Source organism: Collinsella sp. AM29-10AC (assembly GCF_003469085.1).
Taxonomy (GTDB): domain Bacteria; phylum Actinomycetota; class Coriobacteriia; order Coriobacteriales; family Coriobacteriaceae; genus Collinsella.
In genome coordinates this window covers 4105-28335 of record NZ_QSKB01000018.1, presented here as the reverse complement: position 1 = coordinate 28335, position 24231 = coordinate 4105, and the positions used below count along the sequence as shown (strand labels likewise).

The 24231-nt window shown below is 57.7% G+C and carries 19 protein-coding genes; 15 read left to right on the top strand and 4 right to left on the bottom strand.

Annotated elements, in window-relative coordinates; genetic code table 11:
• The first annotated feature begins 113 nt into the window (after nt 1–113).
• Together DW754_RS07045 and DW754_RS07040 are read left to right on the top strand one after the other, a co-directional pair.
• Nucleotides 114–2810: a valine--tRNA ligase gene (locus DW754_RS07045; RefSeq protein ID WP_117758983.1), complete on the top strand. Its 2697-nt coding sequence runs from the start codon at nt 114–116 to the stop codon at nt 2808–2810.
• A gap of 246 nt (nt 2811–3056) precedes the next feature.
• A complete protein-coding gene (locus DW754_RS07040; protein WP_117758984.1) occupies nt 3057–4400 on the top strand; it encodes a folylpolyglutamate synthase/dihydrofolate synthase family protein in 1344 nt (447 codons plus the stop codon).
• A gap of 343 nt (nt 4401–4743) precedes the next feature.
• On the opposite strand, the gene DW754_RS07035 is transcribed toward DW754_RS07040, so the two are convergent.
• The 4 genes from DW754_RS07035 to DW754_RS07020 all read right to left on the bottom strand — a co-directional run bounded on the left by DW754_RS07035 (nt 4744) and on the right by DW754_RS07020 (nt 9520).
• Entirely contained in the window at nt 4744–5832 is a 1089-nt protein-coding gene (locus DW754_RS07035) for a Xaa-Pro peptidase family protein (protein ID WP_117758985.1), read from the bottom strand.
• A 467-nt stretch (nt 5833–6299) separates the two neighbouring features.
• On the bottom strand, nt 6300–6698 hold the full coding sequence (locus DW754_RS07030) for a DUF1667 domain-containing protein (protein ID WP_117758986.1): 399 nt from the start codon (nt 6696–6698) through the stop codon (nt 6300–6302).
• Nucleotides 6699–6702: 4 nt separating this feature from the next.
• The gene (locus tag DW754_RS07025) at nt 6703–8055 is read right to left on the bottom strand and encodes an NAD(P)/FAD-dependent oxidoreductase (RefSeq protein ID WP_117758987.1); all 1353 of its coding nucleotides are present in this window, start codon (nt 8053–8055) and stop codon (nt 6703–6705) included.
• A gap of 1 nt (nt 8056) precedes the next feature.
• On the bottom strand, nt 8057–9520 hold the full coding sequence (locus tag DW754_RS07020; RefSeq protein WP_199411459.1) for an NAD(P)/FAD-dependent oxidoreductase: 1464 nt from the start codon (nt 9518–9520) through the stop codon (nt 8057–8059).
• 486 nt (nt 9521–10006) lie between these two features.
• Here DW754_RS07020 and DW754_RS07015 point away from each other — a divergent pair, with 486 nt between their 5' ends.
• The 13 genes from DW754_RS07015 to rfbB all read left to right on the top strand — a co-directional run.
• Nucleotides 10007–10438, top strand: a complete 432-nt coding sequence (locus DW754_RS07015) for a zinc ribbon domain-containing protein (protein WP_055251579.1) — start codon at nt 10007–10009, stop codon at nt 10436–10438.
• Nucleotides 10439–10656: 218 nt separating this feature from the next.
• Nucleotides 10657–12420: a threonine--tRNA ligase gene (thrS, locus tag DW754_RS07010; protein ID WP_117758988.1), complete on the top strand. Its 1764-nt coding sequence runs from the start codon at nt 10657–10659 to the stop codon at nt 12418–12420.
• A gap of 326 nt (nt 12421–12746) precedes the next feature.
• Entirely contained in the window at nt 12747–13337 is a 591-nt protein-coding gene (locus tag DW754_RS07005) for a hypothetical protein (RefSeq protein WP_117758989.1), read from the top strand.
• Nucleotides 13338–13422: 85 nt separating this feature from the next.
• Nucleotides 13423–14175, top strand: coding sequence for a sugar transferase (locus DW754_RS07000; protein ID WP_233508901.1), 753 nt, complete (start codon nt 13423–13425; stop codon nt 14173–14175).
• On the top strand, nt 14176–15285 hold the full coding sequence (locus tag DW754_RS06995) for a glycosyltransferase family 1 protein (RefSeq protein WP_199411460.1): 1110 nt from the start codon (nt 14176–14178) through the stop codon (nt 15283–15285).
• A complete protein-coding gene (locus DW754_RS06990) occupies nt 15285–16403 on the top strand; it encodes a polysaccharide pyruvyl transferase family protein (RefSeq protein ID WP_117629447.1) in 1119 nt (372 codons plus the stop codon). Before DW754_RS06995 ends, DW754_RS06990 begins: the two co-directional genes overlap by 1 nt.
• Nucleotides 16404–16415: 12 nt before the next feature.
• Entirely contained in the window at nt 16416–17621 is a 1206-nt protein-coding gene (locus DW754_RS06985) for a Coenzyme F420 hydrogenase/dehydrogenase, beta subunit C-terminal domain (protein WP_117629448.1), read from the top strand.
• Nucleotides 17614–18831: a glycosyltransferase family 4 protein gene (locus DW754_RS06980; protein WP_117629449.1), complete on the top strand. Its 1218-nt coding sequence runs from the start codon at nt 17614–17616 to the stop codon at nt 18829–18831. The genes DW754_RS06985 and DW754_RS06980 overlap by 8 nt, the downstream gene beginning before the upstream one ends.
• A 16-nt stretch (nt 18832–18847) precedes the next feature.
• Entirely contained in the window at nt 18848–19792 is a 945-nt protein-coding gene (locus DW754_RS06975; RefSeq protein ID WP_158561636.1) for a glycosyltransferase, read from the top strand.
• A 9-nt stretch (nt 19793–19801) separates the two neighbouring features.
• A complete protein-coding gene (locus DW754_RS06970; protein WP_117629451.1) occupies nt 19802–21034 on the top strand; it encodes an O-antigen ligase in 1233 nt (410 codons plus the stop codon).
• Between the two features lie 33 nt (nt 21035–21067).
• A complete protein-coding gene (locus tag DW754_RS06965) occupies nt 21068–22483 on the top strand; it encodes a hypothetical protein (RefSeq protein WP_117629452.1) in 1416 nt (471 codons plus the stop codon).
• Between the two features lie 27 nt (nt 22484–22510).
• A complete protein-coding gene (rfbA, locus tag DW754_RS06960) occupies nt 22511–23410 on the top strand; it encodes a glucose-1-phosphate thymidylyltransferase RfbA (protein WP_117833481.1) in 900 nt (299 codons plus the stop codon).
• 12 nt (nt 23411–23422) lie between these two features.
• The coding region (gene rfbB / locus DW754_RS06955) for a dTDP-glucose 4,6-dehydratase (protein WP_118072017.1) at nt 23423–24231 on the top strand (809 nt) is incomplete at its 3' end.

Below are 24231 nucleotides of genomic sequence, written 5' to 3'. Positions count from 1 at the left end.
TTCGTAGATTCCGCACGAGCCGAAGAACACTTAATGTGTTCTTCGTGCGAGCCAGGACTTGACCGAGCGAAAATCGGGCCTACATTCCTCCCCGGCGGGACAGGGAGAGATATATGGAAGAGATGCCCAAGAATTACGATCCGTCGACCAACGAGCCGGCGATCCTACAGAAGTGGCTCGACGGCGGCTACTACAAGCGCCGCGAGGGCGTGGGCGACTGCACCGTCACCATTCCGCCTCCCAACGTGACCGGCAAGCTCCACATGGGTCACGCCACCGACGACTCCATCCAGGACGCCATCATCCGTATGGCCCGCATGCGCGGCAAGTCCACGCGCTGGGTGCTGGGCACCGACCACGCCGGTATTGCCACGCAGACCAAGGTCGACAAGAAGCTCAAGAGCGAGGGCATCAGCCGCCTGGAGATTGGCCGCGACAAGTTTGTCGACGCCTGCTGGGACTGGACCCACGAGTACGGCGGCATCATCGTCGAGCAGATCAAGCGCATGGGCTGCTCCGTCGACTTTGATAACGAGCGCTTTACCATGGACGAGGACTACGCCCAGGCCGTGCGCAAGGTGTTCTGCGACTGGTACCACGACGGCCTGATCTACCGCGGCAAGCGCATCGTCAACTGGTGTCCCAACTGCACCACCGCTATCTCGGACGACGAGGCCGAGTACAAGGACGAGAAGGGCCATCTGTGGCACCTGCGCTACCCGCTGACCGAGCCGGTCGACGGCCAGGACTACATCGTCGTCGCCACCACGCGTCCCGAGACCATGCTCGGCGACACGGGCGTTGCCGTCTCCCCGAAGGACCCCGAGAAGGCCGCCTTTGTGGGCAAGACCGTCAAGCTCCCCATCGTCGACCGCGAGATCCCCATCTTTGAGGATTGGCACGTCGACGCCAACTTTGGCTCCGGCTTTGTCAAGGTCACCCCGGCCCACGACCCCAACGACTACGCCATGGGTCAGGCCCACGACCTGCCGCAGATCAACATCTTCGACGAGCACGCGGTGGTCGTCGAGGGCTACGGCGAGTTCACCGGCATGAACCGCGACGAGTGCCGCGAAGCCGTCATCAAGTGGTTCGAAGAGCACGACCTGCTCGATCATGTCGAGGAACTCGACCACTCCGTCATGCACTGCTACCGTTGCGACTCCGCTCTGGAGCCGTGGCTGTCCGAGCAGTGGTTTGTGGCCGTCGACAAGCTCAAGGGGCCGGCACTCGACGCCGTCAACTCCGGCAAGGTCACCTTCCACCCCGCGCGCTGGACGCAGACCTACACCACCTGGATGGAGAACCTCAAGGACTGGTGCATCAGCCGCCAGCTGTGGTGGGGCCACCGCATCCCCGTGTTCTACTGCGAGGACTGCGGCTGGGAGGACGCCCTCACCGAGGACACCGACGTGTGCCCCAAGTGCGGCGGCCATCACGTCCATCAGGACGAGAACGTGCTGGACACCTGGTTCAGCTCGCAGCTGTGGACCTTCGCCACGCAGGGCTGGCCGCAAAAGCCGGAGCTGCTCGAGGGCCATCACCCCACGACGGCGCTCGTCACCGCACGCGACATCATCGCGCTGTGGGTCGCCCGCATGGTCATGAGCTCGCTGTACTTCCTGGACGAGGTGCCGTTTAAGGACGTCGTCATCTACCCGACGATCCTTGCCAAGGACGGCAGCCGCATGTCCAAGTCCAAGGGTAACGGCGTTGACCCCATGGACCTCATCGGCATGTACGGCGCCGACGCGATGCGCTATAACCTGCTGACGCTCTGCACCAACAACCAGGACGTCAAGTTTGACGCGAACATCGATAAGAAGACCAAGAAGCTTATCGACAGCCCGCGTACCGACCAGGCCAAGTCGTTTGTGACCAAGATCTGGAACGCCAGCCGCTTCCTGCTCATGAACATGGAGGGCTACACGCCCGGCGAGCCCGTCGTGGAGACGCCGGCCGACGCTTGGATGTTCAGCCGCCTGGCCAAGGCCGTGAAGATGGTCACCGAGGGTATCGAGCAGTACACCTTTGGCGACATGGCCCGCGGCGTGCAGCAGTTCTTCTGGAACGAGGTCTGCGACTGGTACGTCGAGGTCACCAAGGCCCGCCTGAAGGGCGAGGGCCGTCTGCAGGCTCAGCGCAACCTGATCTTTGTGCTCGACACCTCCATTCGCCTGATGCATCCGCTCATGCCGTTTGTCACCGAGGAGATCTGGGACAACATGCCGGCGAGCGTGCTCGACCTGGACGCCGAGGGCAACGTGGACCGCGCCGAGGCGCTTATGATCGCCAAGTGGCCCGAGCCCGTCGACTACGCCAAGTACGTCGACGAGGATGCTGAGCGCGCGTTTGAGCTGTGCCGCACTGTCGTTTCCGCTGCTCGCGCCACGCGTTCGCGCTACCGCTTGAGCCCCAAGGCCGAGCTCGACGTGGTCGTGCGCGCCGGTGCCGAGGACATCGAGAAGCTCGAGAGCCTGCGCTCCACGATTGAGCCGCTGGCGAACACCGCCTCGCTGGTCATGGGCACTGACGTTGAGAAGCCGGCCGCGAGCATTGCCGTGGTCGACAGCGGCGTCGAGGTCTTTGTGGTGCTCGAGGGCAAGGTTGACCTTTCGGCCGAGAAGGCGCGCCTGGAGAAGGAGATTGCCGCGGCCCAGAAGGAGCTCGCCGGCTGCGAGAAGACGCTGGCCAACGAGGGCTTTGTGGCTAAGGCCGCGCCCGCGGTGGTCCAGAAGAAGAGGGACCGTGCAGCTGAGCTCAAGGAGATCCTTGCGGCGCTGACTGCTCAGGTTGCTGACTTCTCGTAAGCGGTACTGGGGGACGCGGTTTGGGGCTTTGCTCGCTACTGCGGACACCTATTCCGCCGTTCTAACGAACGGCGGCTGACTCGACGCTGCAAACGCCTCTGATGGCCAATCTGCCGTTCAACTTCGGGCGCATGGGCATAAGCCCTATGCGCCCTTGTTTCACGGCACCTTGGCTCATCAGAGGCGTTTTCGCTGACTATCCTCAACCTATACTGTTTTATTTATCTATGAATGGCGGTTCTAAAAATGCCTAAGCGTTCTGGCTTGTATACCGTTCCTTTTGAGTTTGATTTGCTTTCGTTTAATGAGGCTGTGGGGCTTGCTGCCGACACGGGGCGGATTTCTGGGGATGCTGGTCCTTTGCTTGAGACGGTTGTCGATATGCTCGATGAGTTGGGACGTCCGGACGAGCATTTCGATTGCATTCAGGTTGCCGGTACCAATGGCAAGACTTCGACCACGCGTTTTTCGGCTGCCATCCTTCGTGGTGAGGGGTTAAAGACCGCGCTGTATACGTCGCCACAGCTTGTGCGCTATCCCGAGCGCATGGAGGTCGATGGGCGCGTTGTGAGCGACGAGGCCTTTGCCCGTGGCGTTTCTGCCGCCGTCGAGGCGGGGCATCGCGTGAATGCCCGTCGTGTGGCGGCGGGGGAGCGCGCCTATACCATCACGCCGTTTGACCTGCTGACGGCTGCCGCACTGGTGGTGTTTGCCGAGGCCGCGGTAGATGTTGCTGTGCTCGAGGTTGGCATGGGCGGCCGTTGGGACGCCACGAGTGCGACCGATCCCGTCGCCGTTGCCATTACGGGCATCGGGCTCGACCACACGCGCATCCTGGGTGACACGCTCGAGGCCATTGCGGGGGAGAAGGCTGCGGTCATTAAGCCCGGACGCCTGGTTGTTTTAGGCGAGGGCACGCACGAGTCGAGCGTTCAGCGCGTGATGGATGCCCGTTGCCGCGAGTGCGGCGTCGTGCCGCTCGTGGTGAGCCACGCCACGACCAAGGTGCCGGCGCATGTGGGCGATACGGTTGAGTTTAGCTGCACCACGCCGCGCGCGATTTATACGTCGAGCATGGTCAAGCCGGCCTATCAGCCGCAGAATGCCGCGTGCGCGATTATGCTGTGTGAGGGCTATCTTGGCCGCGAGCTCGACCATGAAAAGCTCGACGCTTCGCTTATGGGCTGCCCCACGCCGGGTCGCTTTGATGTGCTGGGAACCGATCCGCTCAAGCTGATTGATGCCTGCCATAACCCTCAGAGCTGCGAGAACTTTGTGAGCGCACTGGATGAGATCGACCCGTGTGTAGAGAATCGCCCCACGCTGCTGTGTGCCGCGCTGGCCGACAAGGACGTGGCGGGTATCGTTGACGTGCTGATCCCGGCCTTCCCGCGTGTAGTCGTAACGCAGACCGATTCTGATCGCGCCCTGCCGGCAGAGGAGCTCGCTGCCCTGGTGGATGCCGACAAGCTCGCGGGCGTATACCCCAGTGTATCCGAGGCCCTTGCAGCTTTCGAGGCCGCAGGCGAGCCCTTCGTAGCCGCCGGCACAATCACTCTAGCCGGCGAAGTAGCGGGGCTGCTGCGCTAGCCCCATTTGCCGGGTAGCCAATTTGGGACGGGGCCCCGAATTGACATGCTTGCCACGAAATGGGCCTATCTACTACGTTTGACCGGATACCCCCGACCACGCCGAGACTTGTGAAATTAAAACCGCAGGTAGAAGGCTTGCAGATTTTCAAAAAAGACCCGCATGGTCGACCCATGCGGGTTAAACGTAGTAGATGGCCCGCTTTCGTGGCGCAGCTCTAGGCTTTCAAATTGATCGACTTGGCCCCTTGGCAGTTGCGGTGAAATAGTTCCTGGATTTTGCCTACGTGGGCCCATCTGGGAACTATTCCACCGCAACTTATTGAGGGGCTATTGGGAAGGGGCTAGTCTAGGCGGACTGGATCGTGGGGGTAGGCGTTGAGAATCTCGACGCCGGATTCGGTAACCAAGGCAAGGTCTTCGATGCGGACGCCGGTGCGGCCGGGGAGGTAGATGCCCGGCTCGATAGAGAACGTCATGCCCGGCTCTACGACCTGCTCGTTGACAAGGGAAACGTCGCCCGGCTCGTGGTCCTGCAGGCCGATCGAGTGGCCCAGGCGGTGCGTAAAGTACTTGCCGTAGCCCGCATCCTCAATCACGTCGCGTGCGGCACGGTCCAGGTCGCACATACGCACGCCCGGCGCGATGAGCGCCTCGGCGGCCTCGTTGGCGCGGCGCACGATGTCGTAGATGCGCGCGGTCTCCTCGTCCGGCTCGCCCCAAAAGAACGTGCGCGTCATGTCCGAGCAGTAGTTGCGGCGACGTCCACCAATGTCGAACAGCACCACGTCGCCGCGCTTGAGTACGGTGTCGTCGGGCTCGTGGTGCGGGTCGCCGGCGTTGGCGCCAAAGCTCACGATGGGCGGAAAGCTAAAGCCCTCGCAGCCGTGATTGCGGTACAGGCCGAGCATCTGGTCGGCGATTTCGCGCTCCGTCACGCCTTCGTGGACGAGTTTGATGGCATCGGCCATCACGGCGTCGTTGGCGGCGGAGGACACGCGCATGAGCTCCTGCTCGGTGGCATCCTTGTGGGTGCGTGCTGCGGTGACGGCAAAGTCGCCCAGGAAGAACTCGCTTGCGGCGTAACGATCCATAAGGGGCAGCAAAAAGCCGGAGCACATTACGGTATCGATGCCGAGGGGCTTGGATGGATTGACCTCGCGAGCGATGGCGTCGGTCACGACGTCGGTGTCGTTGTGGTAGGCCACGCGGGCATTGTCGTACTCGGGCAGCTGATGCAGGGCGTTGACTAAGATCACCGGCTCGGCATCGCGCGCGAGCAGCACGCCGCAAAAACGCTCGAACATATCGGCATAAAAGCCGGTCAGGTAATAGATCGACCACGGGTCGTTTACGAGCAGCTGCGCGCCGGGGTGCTGAGCCTCGAGCGCATCGAGCACGCGCGCCACACGCTGGTCATCGACATGTGCCATGAAACATCCTTTCGCTAGGGTGTCACCATGGTATCCCCAACGCCAGGGTAGTCAATTTGGGACGGGGCTATTTTAGCTGTGTCAAACATGCGGAATGATAGGTAAAAGTAGTCATAAGAGGGTCGTCCCGAATTAGCTGCTTTCAAAACTATGGCGGATTACGGGGCTGGACCTGTATTACTTGACCATGGGAAAAATTGCGAAATTAAAACCGCAGGTAGACGGCTTATCAAAAATCGTAAAATGCCGGTATGGATGGGAGTCTCCGAATCAGCCCCGTAATCCGGCATAGTTTTGAAATGGCACTAAAGTAGGCACAGGCTAAATACCGATTCCAATGATAGTTGCGGTGGAATAGTTCCTGGATACCGGGGTTTTGGCGGAAATCAGGAACTATTTCACCGCAATTGAGGAGGGACGGGGTGGATGGCGGGGTAGCTAAAAGAGCCCCGTCCTAAATGAGCGGCTTAGGCGGGGTCGATGTCCATGCTGGCGATGAGGTCGGTACCGGTATCTAGGAGGTTGGGGAGGACTACATCGCTCATGCGGATGGGGGCTTTGACCTTTAGGCCCCGGATGAGGTCCATCGCCTGGGCATGGAGTGCCAGCGGGATGGCTTCGGCCGTGCGCACGGGCAGCAGCGCCTCGTCGCCGCCGGATACGGCCACGGTCGTGGTAAGCACGCGCATGGGGCAGGTGAGCTCCTGATGTGCAAACTTATCACCGCGCGGGCAGCTGTTGCCGGTTACGGAGCGCACCTCTGCCACGGCGCCGTCTGCGCTGCGCTCGACCTCCACGGTCAGGAGGCACTCGGATGGGCAGGTGGTGCAGTTGAACTGCAGCGTTTCAATCGCGTTTGTGCTCATGACTCTACGCCTCCTCAGCGGGGTCGACGGACAGGACAATCTCGCTAACACCCAAGTCGAGCGCATGCTGAATCACCTTTGCCGGCAGCGGGAAGCTTTCCATGACGCTCGGTTTAAACGGGCGGACTTTGCCCGCAAACACTTCTTCTCCGTTGGCCAAGATGCGTACTCGAGCGGTATCGACCGGCCGGCGCACGCGGAAGTTGAGCTTGGTGAGCGCCACGGCCGTAATGCGTCCCGGCAGCGCGTATCCCGCAATGCCGGCAGGGGAGACGGCGAGCTCGCAGTCCGGAACGACGCCCGCGGCGGTCCCCAGCGCGTACGCCGCTGCAGCTGCGCCAGCCCTCTCGGACTCGGTCGTCACATTGTCTGCCAGGTCGTGCACGTGCAGCACGTTGCCGCAGGCAAAGATGCCCGGTACGCCCGTCTGCAGGCTCTGGTTCACCACGGCGCCGCGCGTACGTGGGTCCAGCTCCACGCCCGCGGCAACCGAAAGCTCGTTTTCGGGAATCAGGCCCACCGAAAGCAGTAGCGTGTCGCACGGAACAACACGCTCAGTCCCCGGAATGGGTGCCAGGTGCTCGTCGACCCGACTCACCTCGACGGCTTCTACGCGGTCGTGTCCGATCACGCGCGTGACGGTGGTGGACAGGTGCAGCGGAATGCCAAAGTCGTCCAGGCAGTTCTTAACATTGCGGCGCAGCCCGTTGGCGTACGGCATGAGCTCGTACACACCCTCGACCGAAATCCCCTCGAGCGTGCAGCGGCGCGCCATGATGAGCCCAATGTCGCCCGAGCCCAAAATGACGGCGCGCGAGCCGGGTTTGAGGTTCTCGATATTGATGTATCGCTGCGCCAGACCAGCCGTAAACACGCCGGCAGGTCGGCTGCCGGGAATCTTGATCTCGCTGCGGGTGCGCTCGCGGCAACCCATGGCAAGGACGACCGCACGCCCGATGAGCTGCAGCATACCGGTGGGGCTCATGAGCGTGACGGTGTGGACCGCGGCGTCTTCAGCGGACTCGCCCGAATCAACCCCTATCACCATGCTGTCCAAGAACAGCGCAATGTTGGTCGCGCGCACCTGGTCGATAAAGCGCTGCGCGTACTCGGGACCGGTGAGTTCCTGCTTATAGTGCGACAGTCCAAAGCCCGGGTGAATGCACTGTCGCAGGATGCCACCCAGATGCTGCTCGCGCTCCACGATGGCCACGCGCGCGTCGGCCTTGTGCGCGGCAAGCGCGGCTGCCATACCGGCGGGGCCGCCTCCGATGACGACCACGTCGAAGGCCTGCGTCGACACTGACGCTGCAGTTCCGGTCTCCGCGCGTTCGTCGCGCATATCAAACGTCGCCATCCTAGCGCACCCCCTTCAAAGGTCCCTCAACGAGCCATGAGCCAGCGTCCTCCAACAGCACCTCGCTGGGGTCGCAGCCCAGCTCGCGCGCTAGGATCGCCACTACGCGGCTCTGGCAAAAGCCACTCTGGCACCGACCCATGCCCGCACGGCAGCGCCGCTTGACGCCCTCGACCGAAACCGCACCCGGGCGGCATCGAATCGCGGCCACGATTTCGGCCTCGGGCACTGTCTCGCAGCGGCAGACGATCTGCCCCCATGCAGGGTCGGACTCAATGAGCTCCTCCTTGCGTGCAAGCGGCGCTCGGTCGAAGTCGTCCGGCGCGTGTCGAATCGGATCCCAATCGGCCCGTCCGCGCAAAGCAACGCCCGCCTCGCGCATCACTTGCTCCATGCGCTCGGCAATGGCCGGCGCGCTCGCCACGCCTGGCGACTGAATGCCCGCCGCCTGAAACAGCCCTGGCACCACGGCAGACTGACCAATAAAGAAGTCGTTGGTCCCCTGAATGACCGGACGCCCGCCGGCAAACGCGCGTACCACGCGGCGCGTGTCCAGGTCGGGCACCAGCTTGCGCGCGCCGCTCAGCAGCGCGCTGACGTCGCCCGCATAGGTCTGCGTGTCGCCCGGCTCGCGCACGGCAGCGGTCGCGGTGATCACGGTGTTGCCGTGCACGGTGCCCGTGACGATAACGCCCTTGGACACCGGCGTGGGCACGGGGTAGAGCGGCATGAGCGCGCGCGGCTCCTTGTCCAGCACCACAATGTTTCCCTGGCGCCAGACCATCTGGAACTCCTCGGCGCCGGCCATATGCGAGATGTTCGCGGCACCGTTGCCCGCGGCGTTGATTAGGTAGCGGCAGCGCACATCGCCGACAGGCGTCACCAGCGTAAAGCGCGCAGCCCCGTCGGTAGTCTCGCCGTCAGCAACCTCAATTGCTTCCACCGGAGCCGACCGAATAAACGTCACCCCGTTGGCCACGGCGTTCTCCAGCGCGGCAATGGCGACCTCAAAGGGATCGACAAATCCAGTCGAGGGGCACCACAGCGCGCACGTCGCCTTGGCGCTCGCACGCGGTTCCAGCTCGTGGATGCGCTCGGTGCCGATAATCGACAACTCGGGCACGCCGTTGGCCAGGCCATTCTGGCGCAGCTTCTCTAGGTGTGCGCGGTCTTCGTCGTTAAACCCCAGCACCATCGACCCGGTGCGGCGGAACAAAAATCCAAGCTCCTGGGCCCACGTGCCATATAGCTCGCAGCCGCGGGCGTTGACCTGCGCCTTTACGGTGCCCGGCGCCGGATCGTAGCCGGCGTGTACCAGGCCGCCGTTGGCCTTCGTGGCGCCCAGCGCGATGTCGTTGGCCGCCTCGACCACGCAAATGGTCAGGTCATAGCGCGCGAGTTGCCGCGCAATGGCACACCCGGTGATGCCCGCGCCCATAACCGCGATATCAAACGTTTCTGTCACAGTGCCTCCCAGACAAGTTGACAGGCTGTCAATAGGACTATCCTACGGCCTGCAGACCCCCCAGTGCAGCGGCAATGCGGCGAACAGCCCCGCAACACCCGCCAGCGGCAGGCGAGGGGAGACCCGGCACGGATGTTGGCCTCGTCTGCCGACAGCTACGGCAACCGTTCGTCTCGACCTGTAACAGTTAGCTGACGATCTGGGTTCTAGATGTTACAGATCAAGACAAACCTTCCGGCGGATTTTGAATGTCTCGATCTGTAACAGTAAGAGGGGTTTTGGGGCCTAAGATGTTACAGATCGAGATTGAAGTCGGGGAGGGACCCCTGTGTCTCGATCTGTAACATCTAGACCCGGATTTCGCCTCCACCTGTTACAGATTGAGATGTTTGTGTCCGCGCCAGCCCCGCCCCTAGCCGTGGTCCCATATAAACAAACCCCGTGGTAAACTTGACCGGACTGTTAATATTCCGAAAGGTACCCGTAATGTCCAAGTACATCTCCGAGCTCATGTCGCCGCAGCTTATGGGCGTCGTCTATGCCTTCGTTGGCTTTATCATCGCCCTGTATGTGCTGTCGGTCGTCTATGTGTTCATCGACGCTCGCCGCCGCGGCGCCAGCGCCTACGTGGCATGGGGCATCATCGCCCTCATCCCGTTTGTGGGCCTCATTGCCTACCTGGTCCTGCGCCCGCACTCCTACGCGTCCGACCGCGAGGAGCAGGAGCTGGACATGGCCCTGCGCGAGCGCCAGCTTGCCCAGTACGGCACCTGCCCGCAGTGCGGCGCGCCCATCGAGAAGGACTTCGTCGTCTGCCCGGTGTGCGACACCCAGGTCCGCAACGTATGCCCCAGCTGCCATCGTCCGCTCGACGCGCACTGGAAGGTCTGCCCCTACTGCCGAACTCGCATCCAGTAACGCATCCATCGCCGGGCCGGCCGTAAGCCACGGGCACGCCGCAAACACGCGCACCCCGCCCCCACGCGATGAAGCATGCGTAGAAAATCGCCCGCCGTGCCATTAAGGTGCGGCGGGCGCTTGTATACCAAGGCAACCTGCCTATAATGATGCAAGTCAAAAACGCCGAGCGCATCGCACGCACTTGCATCAGGCATCCGAGAGGAGAAAACATACCCATGAAGGCACTCTACAATGACGGTTCGGTGGCCGAGCTCCCGCAGGACGAGGTCACGCACGTCATCCGCCACTCCGCCGCGCACATCATGGCGCAGGCCATCAAGCGCTTGTACCCCCAGGCCGACTTTGCCTACGGCCCCGCGACCGACAACGGCTTCTACTACGACGTCGACCTGCCCGAGGGCGTCAAGATCAGCGAGGACGACTTCCCCGCGATCGAGGCCGAGATGAAAAAGATCGTCAAGGAGAACCTCAAGTTCTCCGTGTACGAGAAGCCCCGCGCCGAGGCCATCGCCCTTATGGAGGAGCGCGGCGAGAAGTATAAGGTCGAGCACATCGGCGACCTGGACGACGACGCCCGCATCACCTTCTACCAGCAGGGCGACTACATCGACATGTGCGTCGGCCCCCACATCTGCTACACCAAGGCGCTGAAGGCCTTTAAGCTCACCGGCGTCTCGGGCGCCTACTGGAAGGGCGACAAGGACAACAAGATGCTCACCCGCATCAACGGCGTCGCCTTTGCCACCAAGGAAGAGCTCGACGAGCACATGCACATGTTGGAGGAGGCCAAGAAGCGCGACCACCGCAAGATCGGCCGCGAGATGGACCTCTTTATGATGCGCGACGAGGCCCCCGGCTTCCCGTTCTTCCTGCCCAACGGCATGATCCTTAAGAACACGCTGCTGGACTACTGGCGCGAGATTCACCACAAGGCCGGCTACGTGGAGATCTCCACGCCGCTCATCATGAACAAGCAGCTGTGGAAGACCTCGGGCCACTGGGACCACTACAAGGACAACATGTACTCCACCGTCATCGACGACGAGGAGTACTGCATTAAGCCCATGAACTGCCCGGGCGGCGTGCTGGTGTACGCCTCCAAGCCGCACTCCTATCGCGAGCTGCCCATCCGCGCCGGCGAGATTGGCCTGGTGCACCGCCACGAGCTGCGTGGCGCCCTGCACGGCCTGTTCCGCGTGCGCTGCTTTAACCAGGACGACGCCCACCTGTTTGTGCGTCCCGACCAGCTGACCGACGAGATCGTGGGCGTGGTTAACCTCATCGACTCCGTGTACCAAAAGTTTGGCTTTAAGTATCACGTTGAGCTTTCCACCCGCCCCGAGGACTCCATGGGTTCTGACGAGGACTGGGCTCGCGCCGAGGAGGGCCTGCGCACCGCTCTGGAGAAGCTGGGCATGGACTACGAGGTCAACGAGGGCGACGGCGCCTTCTACGGCCCCAAGATCGACTTCCATCTGGAGGACTCGCTCGGCCGCACCTGGCAGTGCGGTACCGTCCAGCTCGACTTCCAGATGCCGCTCAACTTTGATCTGGAGTACGTGGACGCCGACGGCACCAAGAAGCGCCCCATCATGCTGCATCGCGTGTGCTTTGGCTCCATCGAGCGCTTCATCGGTATTCTGATTGAGCACTTTGCGGGCAAGTTCCCCACCTGGCTGGCTCCCGTGCAGGTCAAGGCGCTTCCCGTCTCTGAGAAGAGCCGCGACTACGCCCACGAGGTGTGCGCCAAGCTGGAGGAGGCCGGCATTCGCGTGGTCTGCGACGACCGCGACGAGAAGATCGGCTACAAGATCCGCGAGGCCCGCAGCATCGACCGCGTGCCCTACATGCTTATCCTGGGCGAGAAGGAGGTCGAGGCCGGCAACATTTCCGTCCGCGATCGCTCCAACGAGACCGTCCCGATGAGCGTTGACGAGTTCGTTGCGAAGGTGACTGAGGAGATCAAGACTCGCGCCTAGCACAAACCATACAAGAATTAACAAAGGCGATCGTCCTCGCGGGCGGTCGCCTTTTTTGTTATCTATAGAAGAAAAGCCGCTGGTTAGGGCGGCTTTTTTTGTTGTGCAAAAAGGTACAGGTTTTTGTAGAGGCGTATGGAGATGTGTCCGTTCGCGCTGCAATTTGTGTAATCTGGGAAAACGTGAGCAGTTTGCTCGTATAATGAGCAACGTCGAAAGATACAAAAACCTGTACTTTTGCGACTGCGCATAGCTGCGAGCGAGAAGCCTGTTCTAAACGCCCTTGCATTTGCGTGCATCGCAAATCCAAAAGAGGGGGCGAGAACATGGAACAGACGGCACGGCGCCAAGAGAAGCTGCCGGGCGCATTTAACGGCGCCACCACCAACAGCCAGCACGGCCGCGTCCGCTGGTATCTGGTCCACACCCCCAACGGCAAAGAGCGCGAGACCTGCGAAAAGGTGCGCCGTATTATCCCACACGAGCTGATGCAGAACGCTTTTGTGATGCAAAAGGAGTTCTGGTTTAAGCGGGACGGCGCATGGTCGCTCCAAACCAAACCCATGTACAAGGAATACTTCTTCGTCGCCACGCACGATGCCGCTGCGCTCGATAGGGCTTTGGCCCAGTTGAGTTTTGGCTGCCGCATTGCTGGCAGCAGGGAGCGGGCCTATGCGCCCATGCCGGACGATGCACAGGACTGGTACCGCAGCGTGCTCGACGACGACGACGTGGTGCGCAACAGCGTGGCGCGCATAGAAGACGGTGTGCTGCACATAGAACAGGGGCCCTTGGTGGGGCAAGAGGCCCGTGTGCACAAGATCGACCGTCGTAAACGCTGGTGCTTGGTGGACGTAGGCGAAGGCGATTCCAGCTTTAGGGAAGTGCTTCCGCTCGACGTTCCCATCAAAACGTAAGGGAGACGTTGCACCGGCAATTCATTCGTTTTTTGAATTCGTGGATGGGGGGGGGGTTCCTGGGGACAGGGACGTAAGTTTTATTGTGGCTGCTAATAAAGAAGTGACAGAGAGCAATGCGCCCGCGGGGGCAGCGCTGATTGCTCAGGCCATGGACCAGCGTGAATGCACCGGTCGATATAAGGCTGTGCAATCCATCATGGACTGGGACAACTCGCGCCTGGCCTACCGCGCCGTCAAGCGCGCGTTCGACATCGTGTTCAGCGGCTGCGTGCTGGCCGTCATCGCCGTACCCAGCCTTGTGCTTGCCGCGGCCATCCGCCTGGAGAGCGAGGGCAACCCGTTCTACAGCCAGATCCGAGTGGGTCAGACCCGCCCCGATGGCAGCCTGTCCACCTTCCGCATGTGGAAGTTCCGCTCCATGTACAGGGACGCCGACGAACGCCTCGCCGAGCTCAAGGGGCAGAACGAGATCGCCGGCGCGATGTTCAAGATGAAGGAGGACCCCCGCGTCACCAAGATCGGGAAGTTCATCCGCAAGCACTCCATCGACGAGTTCCCGCAGTTCCTCAACGTATTCCTGGGCCAGATGTCCGTCGTGGGCCCGCGCCCGCCGCTGCCGCGCGAGGTGGAGCAGTACACCGAGTATGACCTGCAGCGCCTGGCCGTGAAGCCCGGCATCACCGGATGGTGGCAAGTCACAGACCGCAACGACACCGACTTCGACGGCATGGTCCGCCGTGATTTGGAGTACATCGCCAAGCGCGGCCTAATCACGGACCTGAAGATTGTTCTCCTCACGGTCGTTGAGGTCTTTACCGGTGGAGGTGCTTGCTAAATGACTGAACCGGTTAGGGTGGCTCAGGTTGTTGGCAAGATGGTTGGCGGCGGCGTCGAAGCCGTTGTCATGAACTATTATCGCCATATTGACCGAAGTAAAGTCCAGTTCGATTTTCTTGTCGATTCAGATTCGACGCTCGTGCCACGTGAAGAGATCGAATCGCTTGGTGGTCGAATCTTTGAGATTCCGCCCTACCAGCATGCGATTGAATATCAGCGAGAGCTTCAAAGCCTCTTTACGCAAGAGGGCTGGAAGATAGTGCACAGCCATATCAACGCGCTTTCCGTCTTTCCGCTTCGCGCCGCGAAGAAGGCAGGGGTACCCGTGCGTATCGCCCACAGCCACTCGACGAGCGGCAAAGGCGAGTTTGCAAAAAATGCCCTTAAAGGCTTTTTGAAACTGTTTTCGACAAGGTATCCAACTGATTTGGCGGCCTGTACTGAGTATGCAGGTAAATGGCTGTTCGGCTCATCCCATTTTACTGTCTTTAATAATGCTATCGATTTGAGCAGTTTTTCTTTCAATCGATCGATTAGGGATGAGCAACGTGCTGGGCTTGGAGCGCAGGACGATACGCTGGTATTGGGGAATATCGGTAGGTTCATCCCCCAGAAGAATCAGCTGTTTTTGCTTGATGTTTTCAAGGCGGTTTATGCTCAGAATCCTGATTCCATCCTTGTTATCTGCGGCGATGGAAAGTTGAGACCGCAGGCGGAGGAAAAGGCGCGCTCGCTGGGAATTGCGTCTGCGGTGCGTTTTCTCGGTCAGATTTCCAATGTACAGGACGTCTATCAGGCGCTTGATTTATTCGTTCTCCCTAGTCTGTACGAGGGCCTCGGAATGGTCGCGATTGAGGCCCAGGTCTCCGGTCTCCCGTGCATCTGCTCTGAGAGGGTCCCCAACGAGGTCGCGCTATCCGGTCGGTGCAGCTTCGTTCCGTTGAGTGCGGGCATTGAGGGCTGGTCCAATGCTGTCCTTACCACACGCACGGATGTCGTTAATCGTTCCGATCCCCAAGCATCTCTGGGGCTTGAATCTTATGACATCTTTAGGGCAGCGCCCAAGCTCGAAGAGTACTACCTGAAGTTATTTGAAACGGTGAATTAATGAATATTTGTATTTTAACGTGGCTCCATAATCAAAATTTCGGTACGTTGCTTCAGGCTTATGCCCTACAGCAGTTTTTGAAGGCAGAAGGGCATGACGTTGTCGACGCCGACTATCTTCCCTGCGTTAAAGAAAAGCTACTGAACTGGGCGATCAACCGGAACTCCTTCGATTTATTTGCTGGCAAAGCACGTGAGCTATTCAATCGCAAGAAGGAACATGATGACTTCGGATCCTCGACGGCTGACGTATTCAATCGCTTTTTGAGCCAGAACATCGAGACCACTGATCGGATTGTCGATACAGACGGACTGGTCGATTTACGGGGAAAATACGATGCATACGTCTGCGGATCTGATCAAATCTGGTCCCCTTATCTTTTGAATAGGAATTTCTATCTCTCTTTTCTAAGCGACAGCGATAAGAGAATCGCGTATGCACCCAGCTTCGGTGTCACGAGCACCACGCAGAGGAAGAAAAAGATCATTACTGATCTGATTAAAACGTTCAGCTCTGTGTCTGTTCGTGAAGATGCGGGCGCGGATTTTGTCGAATCCCTCGGTCTCGAGCGCCCTTCACAGGTTGTGGACCCTGTCCTGCTCCTGTCGAAAGAGGACTGGGCCCCGCTCATCAACGGTAAATGTCCTGAGCCCGGGAAAATCGTCTGCTATTTCCTTGGGAATAGGCCGTTTTACAGGAAAGCTGTCGATTCGATTTCAAAAGAGCTCGGCTGCGAGGTCGTGACGCTTGTCGGTTCAGGTAAAAATGCTGTCGACGAGCAGCTCAATCCGCGTTACGGGCTTGGTCCCGATGAATGGCTCGCTTATCTGGCGAGCGCGCGGTTCGTGTTAACCGATTCGCTGCACGGTACGCTGTTTTCTCAAATTTTCCGCAAAGACTATTACTGCTTCAAGAGATTTGAGGAGACCGACAAGCGCTCTCAAAACTCTCGAGTCGAGAGCCTCTCGAGGCTCTCGAATACCGAGGATCGTCTGCTAGATGGCTATGACAGTCACATGAACGCTACGGAAATCGAGGGCTATGAGAAGCGACTGTCCGACGTGGAGTCGCTCATCACGTTTTCGAAAAAATGGCTCTTGGATGCTCTTGAGCAATAGGGGGAAGTTAGCTTGAGCAAGAACATCGACACAGTTTCTCACCGGGCCTGCTTTGGTTGCGGAGCTTGCGCGGCCAAATGCCCTTTTTCCGCTATTACTATGCGTACCTCGCCCGACGGTTTCGAATATCCCGTGGTGGACGCAGCGAGATGCACCTCCTGCGGTCTTTGCCTGCGTACCTGTCCGGCGGAAAACCAAGTCGACGCGGACTCGGAGGCCATTCGCGCCTCTGTCTTGCAGAGCGATGACCCGGACGAGCTCGCGCAAAGTTCGTCCGGCGGCGTCTTCTCCCTTCTTGCGAAACGTATACTATCGGACGGCGGGCGCGTTTACGGCGCCGCCTGGGATGGCGTCGATCACGTCAGGCATATCGGTATATCCGAGCTTGCCGAAATCGCGCTCCTGCAAAAGTCCAAATATGTCCAGAGCGATGCTAGCGAATCGTATCCCGAAGTGCTCAGCGATCTCAAATCCGGCAAGCGAGTCCTCTTCAGCGGTACTCCTTGTCAGGTTTCCGCGCTGCGTCTCTATTTGGGTAAACCGATGGATGGGCTGACAACCGTCAGCGTTGTTTGCCACGGTGTACCAAGCTCTTCCATGTTTCGTTCCTATGTTGACTGGCTCGAGCTTCGGGAGAAGTCCGATGTCACCGCACTGACTTTTAGAGATAAATCGAAATTCGGATGGGGCCATAACATAAAAATCGAGTTATCCGACGGCAGGATTATTAAGAGGCCCGCTGCATTCGATCCCTTTTATGGTTCCTACATCAAAGGCCTGATCAGCAGATCGTCTTGCTACGGCTGTCCTTTCAGAGGGAGCGACAGTCCTGCCGACATCATCCTCGGTGATTCCTGGCGTTCTGAGTCTGTCCAAGACTGCGGACATCCCGAGAAGGGTGTTTCGGCCGTTATCGTGAAGACCGAGCGCGGGGCAAAATTGATCGATGAAATAAGCGATTGCGTCGCCTACTCTAACAACGGCCTTGCTCCGGATGATGTGCTGCTGCATGAAGATCCTAATAAGCGCTCGGATCTTGAGGAGAGGCGCGATGCCGTTATCGAGCATTTCGAGGCTACAGGATTACAAGTCTTTGATTCCGTCCTGGCGCCGAATGCGACCCTTTTCGACCGTCTGAAAATGCTGCTCCCCCCGTCGATGCGCCTGCGTGTAAAGCGGTTTGTCCGATCTATCAAACCTAGGACCGTGCATGAGTAACTTCACCACAGTGATAACGATTTGCGACCGTCCCCATATCGGGGGCGGAGCTTCAAAAATCGCAATCGAAACAGCAGCTGCTCTGGCGAGGATAGGTGTCAACAGCTATTTCTTTTCGGCGTTGGGTGACCCCGATCCCTCCTTAATCGAATCGGGTGTTGTTTGTGTCAATTGCGGGCAGAACGACGTCCTGAACGGGGGCATCTCCGGCGCTGTCCAGGGTATCTGGAACAGGCGCTCGGAAACGGCGCTGGATGATCTACTGAAGCAGCTCGATCCGAAGACGACGGTCGTCCACGTTCACTCTTGGACGCACTCCCTTTCTCCCTCGATATTCACGGCCATAGGGCGACGGGAGTTCAAGTGCCTGATCACAGCCCATGAGTACTTCCTCGTTTGTTCCAACGGTGGACTCTACGATTATGTGAATCATTGCAACTGCGGAATTGCCCCCGGTTCTCCGAAGTGCCTGCTGCACAACTGTGACAAGCGCTCATATATCCAAAAACTGTATCGATCCGTTCGCTTTTCCGTGCAGGGCTATGTTTTGAGAGCGCTGCGCCCGGCCGTCGCCTTCGTTTCAGATTCCAGTCGTCGGTTGATTGAGCCCTATCTAACCTGGGATGCCGAGCGATTCGACTGTTTAAATTACGTCGATGCGGACAAATTCCAGCATGGGTTTGATGCAGATTGCGAGGCTTACCTATTCGTTGGTCGCCTGAGTCCTGAAAAGGGCTGCGATTTATTTTGCGAAGCCGCCAGTAGGGCCGGTGTGGACGCTATCGTCATCGGTGACGGTACCGAACTGAAGAGGCTGTCGGACAGCTATCCGGATATCAAATTCATGGGCGCGCTGTCCCATGATGAAGTGCTTTCCGTTATGGGACGCTCACGTGCGATCGTTATACCTTCGGTTTGTCGAGAGACGTTTGGGCTCGTCGCCTATGAAGCAATGATTGCTGCCGGCCTGCCGTGTATCGTTTCGGATGTCGGCGATGCGGCCTCCTTTGTGAGGTCGAAAGGCCTCGGCGAAATTTTCAGCGCGGGCAGTTCCGAGTCGCTATCTGACGCAATGGTCAATATGCTTGACCCTGATGTTTGTTCTCGTTATAGGAAAGCGGTTGAGAAGGCGGACTTCAGCTGCCTTGAAAAGACCGCATATGTTGAACGTCTTATAAGTATTTACGATCAGCTAATAGCTGAGCATTAATTGGATGAAGGTTTTAATGGTTACGGTTGTGATGTCAGTCTATAACGGCACACGATATCTTACTGAGCAGCTAGACAGCTTGCGACTTCAGACCGTGTCTCCGGACCGAGTACTAATCGCGGATGATTGCTCGACAGACGGGTCGTTCGATCTCATTGTCAAATATATCGAGGAACACGGACTCGATAATTGGACCATCAACAAGAACCGCTCTAATTTCGGCTGGCGCAAGAGCTTTAAGCGGCTTCTCGACCTTGCATCTATAGACGATGGAATCGTCTTTCCGTGCGACCAGGATGATATCTGGGAACCCGATAAAATAGCTGTGATGTCCTCAATCCTCGAGAAGGACCCCTCGATTGAGGTTCTCAGCTGCGCCGTCGAGCCGTTTTATGAGAGCGGCGGTAAAAAAGTAACAGTCTATGGTGCCGTCGATGATTCCAAACCTCTGGACGATTTGGAGACTCCGGTTTTCGATAGCAAGTTTATGTCGGTACGGCGCCCCGGATGTTCCTATGCCGTTAAATCGAGTTTTATAAGGGAAATCATGCCATATTGGCAGGATGATTTTGCGCATGATGGTATGTTATGGCGCTTCTCATTACTGAAGGGGACCCTCAGACTTCTAAATCAGCCCTTGATTCGGTTCCGCAGGCATGACTCTAATGCAACTGAGATGCGACATATTGACAAGAAATCTCGTGTTGCTGAGATAATGATGTGCTTGAGATTTTCTGAGGTTTTAGAAGAATACTGCAGTAGTAATCCTAGCGATTATCGTATATCTTCTGCGCATATAGAGCATTACGGTTCTGTTTTAAATGCCCGTCTGCACTTGCTCGTAGGCGGCCTAAAACTAAGTGATTTAGGCACCATTCTAAAATATCGTAAGTATGAACTGTCAAATCGTTCCCTGCTTGGTGATTTTAAGGCCTTAATCAGTCCCTGTGACAGTAAGTAGGTGTTTAGAATGCTTGAGCTATTTACTAATGAATTCACTATTTTGATTTTTGCCGCAATCTTAAGTGTCATTTCTCCCGTTAAAGGACTGTTTTTTTCTGTTCTAGGATTGCTTGTTTTCAAAGAAGTTCTTTCTGGGCGTCTCTACAAAGTGTTTTTAAATAACGCCATTCCCATTGTCGTTATGGGCGCGATGGTTTTCTTTTCTGCCATTGCGTTTACGTCCCGAAGTATTAATGAATCCCTCCTTACGGTCTGCTCGTATTTCTTTTGCATTCTTCTTGGTTATATTTACGGTAAAGCAAAGAACGATGACTGGGTTGAGTCTGCATTGCTTATGCTTCGCAACGTTATGGTGTTCGCTTGCCTATTTAGCTTTGTCCTTGAAATTGCTTTAGGTCAACGACTAGTTACAAATGGTTCCTTTTCTTTTCTACAAACTGTAACGATTGATAATCCATCCATGTATCGACTGCGTAGTTTTTTCGGTCATGCAATCGTATTTGGCCAAATGATAGTTATTGCTGTGGTAATTAACTATAAATTGGAGACGTGCAGGATGAAACGTCTCTTATGCTCTGTAGTTCTTTTGGTCGCTCTGCTTCTGACAAAGAGTCGTAGCGCGTGGATTATTCTCATTGCTTTAGCATCGGTTTACCTGATCTTTCGCCTAAAGAACCCCGAGTATTCTAAATGGAATTTAATTGCGCTTTTAGTTCCAGCTGTATTGCTACTCGTTTTCATTCTCTACAAGTTTGGACTGTTTAACTTTGTGGCTTCTCGATTTGGTGAGCTTGAAACTGATGTTTCATATAGCCAGCGTTCCGGAGCCATTGCCTATATTATTCATAGCTTTTTAAGCAGGCCGCTGTTTTGGCTTACTGGAAATGGTTATGGCAGTAGTCGCATGACTATGCTGGGCACGACGGTTGAAATTAGCGGTTTTTCAACGGTGGATAATGGTTTCCTTGCAATGCTGTATGAATATGGTTTTCTTGGAATTTGTAGTTTTGTATTTTTGCTAATTTCCGCTGGCATCGGTTCGTTCAGGTCGGGTTGCGAACTCGATCAAGTACTATTTTCCGTTTCCTGTATATGCTGCGCGGAGCTCATGTTTTATTGCGAGCTTGGTTGGTGGGTGCCAACGGTCATCTTGTTTGTTTCCTGTGGACTCGTTCTGGGTAGAACGAGTGCTCGGTATTCAGATTTGTGCGAGTCGGGCCCTATTTTGATTTCTGAATAAATCAAGGTTGCTAGTTTAAACAAACGAGGTTGAATGAATTATTCGTCTATTGCACGCAACACTATGATTGCGTTTGCTGCACAGTTTATTTCTCTATCGGTCAGTGTCGTCATGTCGCTGCTCGTGCCGAAAATCGTTGGCGTTGCTGATTATGGATACTGGCAACTGTTCATGTTTTATACGACCTATTCCGGCTTTTTTCACCTTGGCCTGAATGATGGTGTCTACCTGATTAACGGGGGTCTCTCTCGTGATGAAATCGATAAGAGCTCAATCAAATCCCAGTATATCTTCGGTGCTTGTTTCCAGGCAGTGATTTGCCTCGGCATCACTTTTGTTTCGCTGCCTCTTGTCGATGACGCAAATCGTGTATTTGTTATCGCGTCTTTTGCGCTTTACACCGTCGTCTATAACCTGACAAGTTATTTAGGCTTTGTCTTTCAGGCCATGAACGAAACTAAGCTTTTTTCGTTTTCTACAATGTTAGACAGGCTGGTGTTTCTGGCACCGCTCCTTGTTTTAATTGGATTTAAGGTTTCGGACTACCATCCCTATGTCTACGCGTATCTCGTTTCGAAAATTATTGCGCTCATATATTGCTCTTGGATGGGCAGGGATATCCTACGCGCCAAATCAGTGTCTTTTGGTAATTCGCTTAAGGACGGTATCCGCAGTATCTTCGTCGGCGTGAAGCTGATGATTGCGAACATCGCCGACACACTGATCCTCGGGGTATCTAGGTTTCTTATCGATCATTTTTGGGGTATCGTCGCCTTTGCAAAAATTTCGTTCTCCCTCTCTCTGGTGAATTTCTTCATCACCTTCGTCTCACAGGCGAGTATGGTTTTATTTCCTGCCCTTAGGACAGGCTCTGAAGATGAGAGGGTTCGTTTTTACATCGGCATAAGGAATTCTATCGAGCTTATTTTCCCTGCGATCTATTTACTCTATTTCCCTATGGTTTGGTTTTTGGGGATATGGCTTCCTCAATATGCCGTAAGCCTCAAATACTTTGCGCTCTTACTCCCGATATGCGTCTTCAACACTAAGATGAGCCTTTGCTGTACGACCTACTTCAAGGTTCTTCGTAAAGAGCAGCTGCTCCTGAAGTTGAATATCGTCACTGTTATTTGTAGTGCTGTTTTTTCGATATTCGGTGTTCTTGTCCTTAACTCGCTCGACGCCGTCCTGTGTGGCGCCGTTATCTGCATTATTGGCAGGTCGTTGTGGTCCGAGCTCTATCTGAACGAACAGCTTAGCGCCCCGGGTTCAACGAGGCCGTTTCAGGAGATCCTGCTTACAGTCGCTTTCGTCTTGTTCACTGAGCTTTTATCTTGTGGGACTGCGGCGATTCTGTATGCATTAGTCTACGTTGGCTATCTCTTGCTCAATCATTCTGCGCTGAAAAGCGTTGCTTCGTGTTTGACCAAACTGAAGAAGCAGCGATAGTCACATCAAAATGGATTGGATTTTAATATGAAAGGTATCATCCTCGCTGGCGGGTCCGGTACCCGCCTGTACCCGCTCACACTCGTGACCTCCAAGCAGCTGCTGCCGGTCTACGACAAGCCCATGATCTACTACCCGCTGTCCACCCTCATGCTGGCGGGCATCCGCGACATCCTGGTCATCTCCACGCCGACCGACCTGCCCAACTTCGAGCGCCTGCTCGGGGACGGCTCGCGCTACGGCGTGAACCTCTCATACGCCGAGCAGCCCAGCCCCGACGGCCTGGCGCAGGCCTTCACCATCGGCGAGGAGTTCATCGCCGGCGAGCCGTGCGCGCTGGTGCTGGGCGACAACATCTTCTACGGCAACGGCCTGTCGCGCCACCTGACGCGCGCCGTCCAGAACGCCGAGTCGGGGAGGGCCACGGTCTTCGGCTACCACGTGGACGACCCCGAGCGCTTCGGCGTCGTGGAGTTCGACCGCGAGGGGAGGGCCGTCTCCATCGAGGAGAAGCCCGAGCGCCCCAAGAGCTCCTACGCCGTCACCGGCCTGTACTTCTACCCGGGCGACGTGGCCGCCAAGGCGCACAAGGTGGAGCCGTCGGCCCGCGGAGAGCTGGAGATCACCACGCTCAACCAGATGTACCTGGAGGAGGGGGCGCTGTCCGTGGTCACCCTCGGCCGCGGCTACGCGTGGCTGGACACCGGCACCATGGAGAGCCTGCACGAGGCCGCGGAGTTCGTTCGCGCCGTGGAGCACTCCCAGGACCTGCCGGTCTCGGTCCCCGAGGAGATCGCCTGGGAGAACGGCTGGATCACGACCGCCGAGCTCGAGGAGGCAGCGAAGGCCTACGGCAAGTCGGTCTACGGGCGGCACCTGAAGAAGGTCGCCGCCGGCGAGATCGTCAACAGCCCGCGCGAGTACTAGGAGGAACCCCTCATGTCCGAGATCTTCGAACCCAAGAACATCATCGTCACGGGCGGCTGCGGCTTCATCGGCAGCAACTTCGTGCACTACGTGGTGGACAGCCACCCCGACGTTCACGTCACCGTCCTGGACAAGCTGACCTACGCCGGCAACCCCGAGAACATCGCCGGGCTGCCCTCCGACCGCGTGGAGCTCGTCGTGGGCGACATCTGCGACGCGGAGCTGCTGGACAGGCTGGTACCGGGCCACGACGCCATCGTGCACTACGCCGCCGAGAGCCACAACGACAACTCCATCGCCGACCCCGAGCCCTTCCTGCGCACGAACGTCGAGGGCACCTTCCGCCTTCTGGAGGCCGTCCGCAAATACGGCGTCCGCTACCACCACGTCTCCACCGACGAGGTCTACGGCGACCTGGCGCTCGACGACCCCGCCAAGTTCACCGAGGAGACGCCGTATCACCCGAGCAGCCCGTACTCGAGCACCAAGGCGTCCTCCGACATGCTCGTGCGCGCCTGGACCCGCACCTACGGCCTTCGCACCACGATCTCCAACTGCTCCAACAACTACGGCCCCTACCAGCACGTGGAGAAGTTCATCCCGCGCCAGATCACCAACATCATCGACGGTGTCCGCCCCAAGCTCTACGGGAAGGGCGAGAACGTCCGCGACTGGATCCACACCGAGGACCACTCCTCGGCCGTCTGGGACATCCTCACCAAGGGCCGCATGGGGGAGACCTACCTCATCGGCGCCAATGGGGAGAGGGACAACATCACCGTGCTCCGCATGATCCTCGAGGCGATGGGGCGCGACCCCGG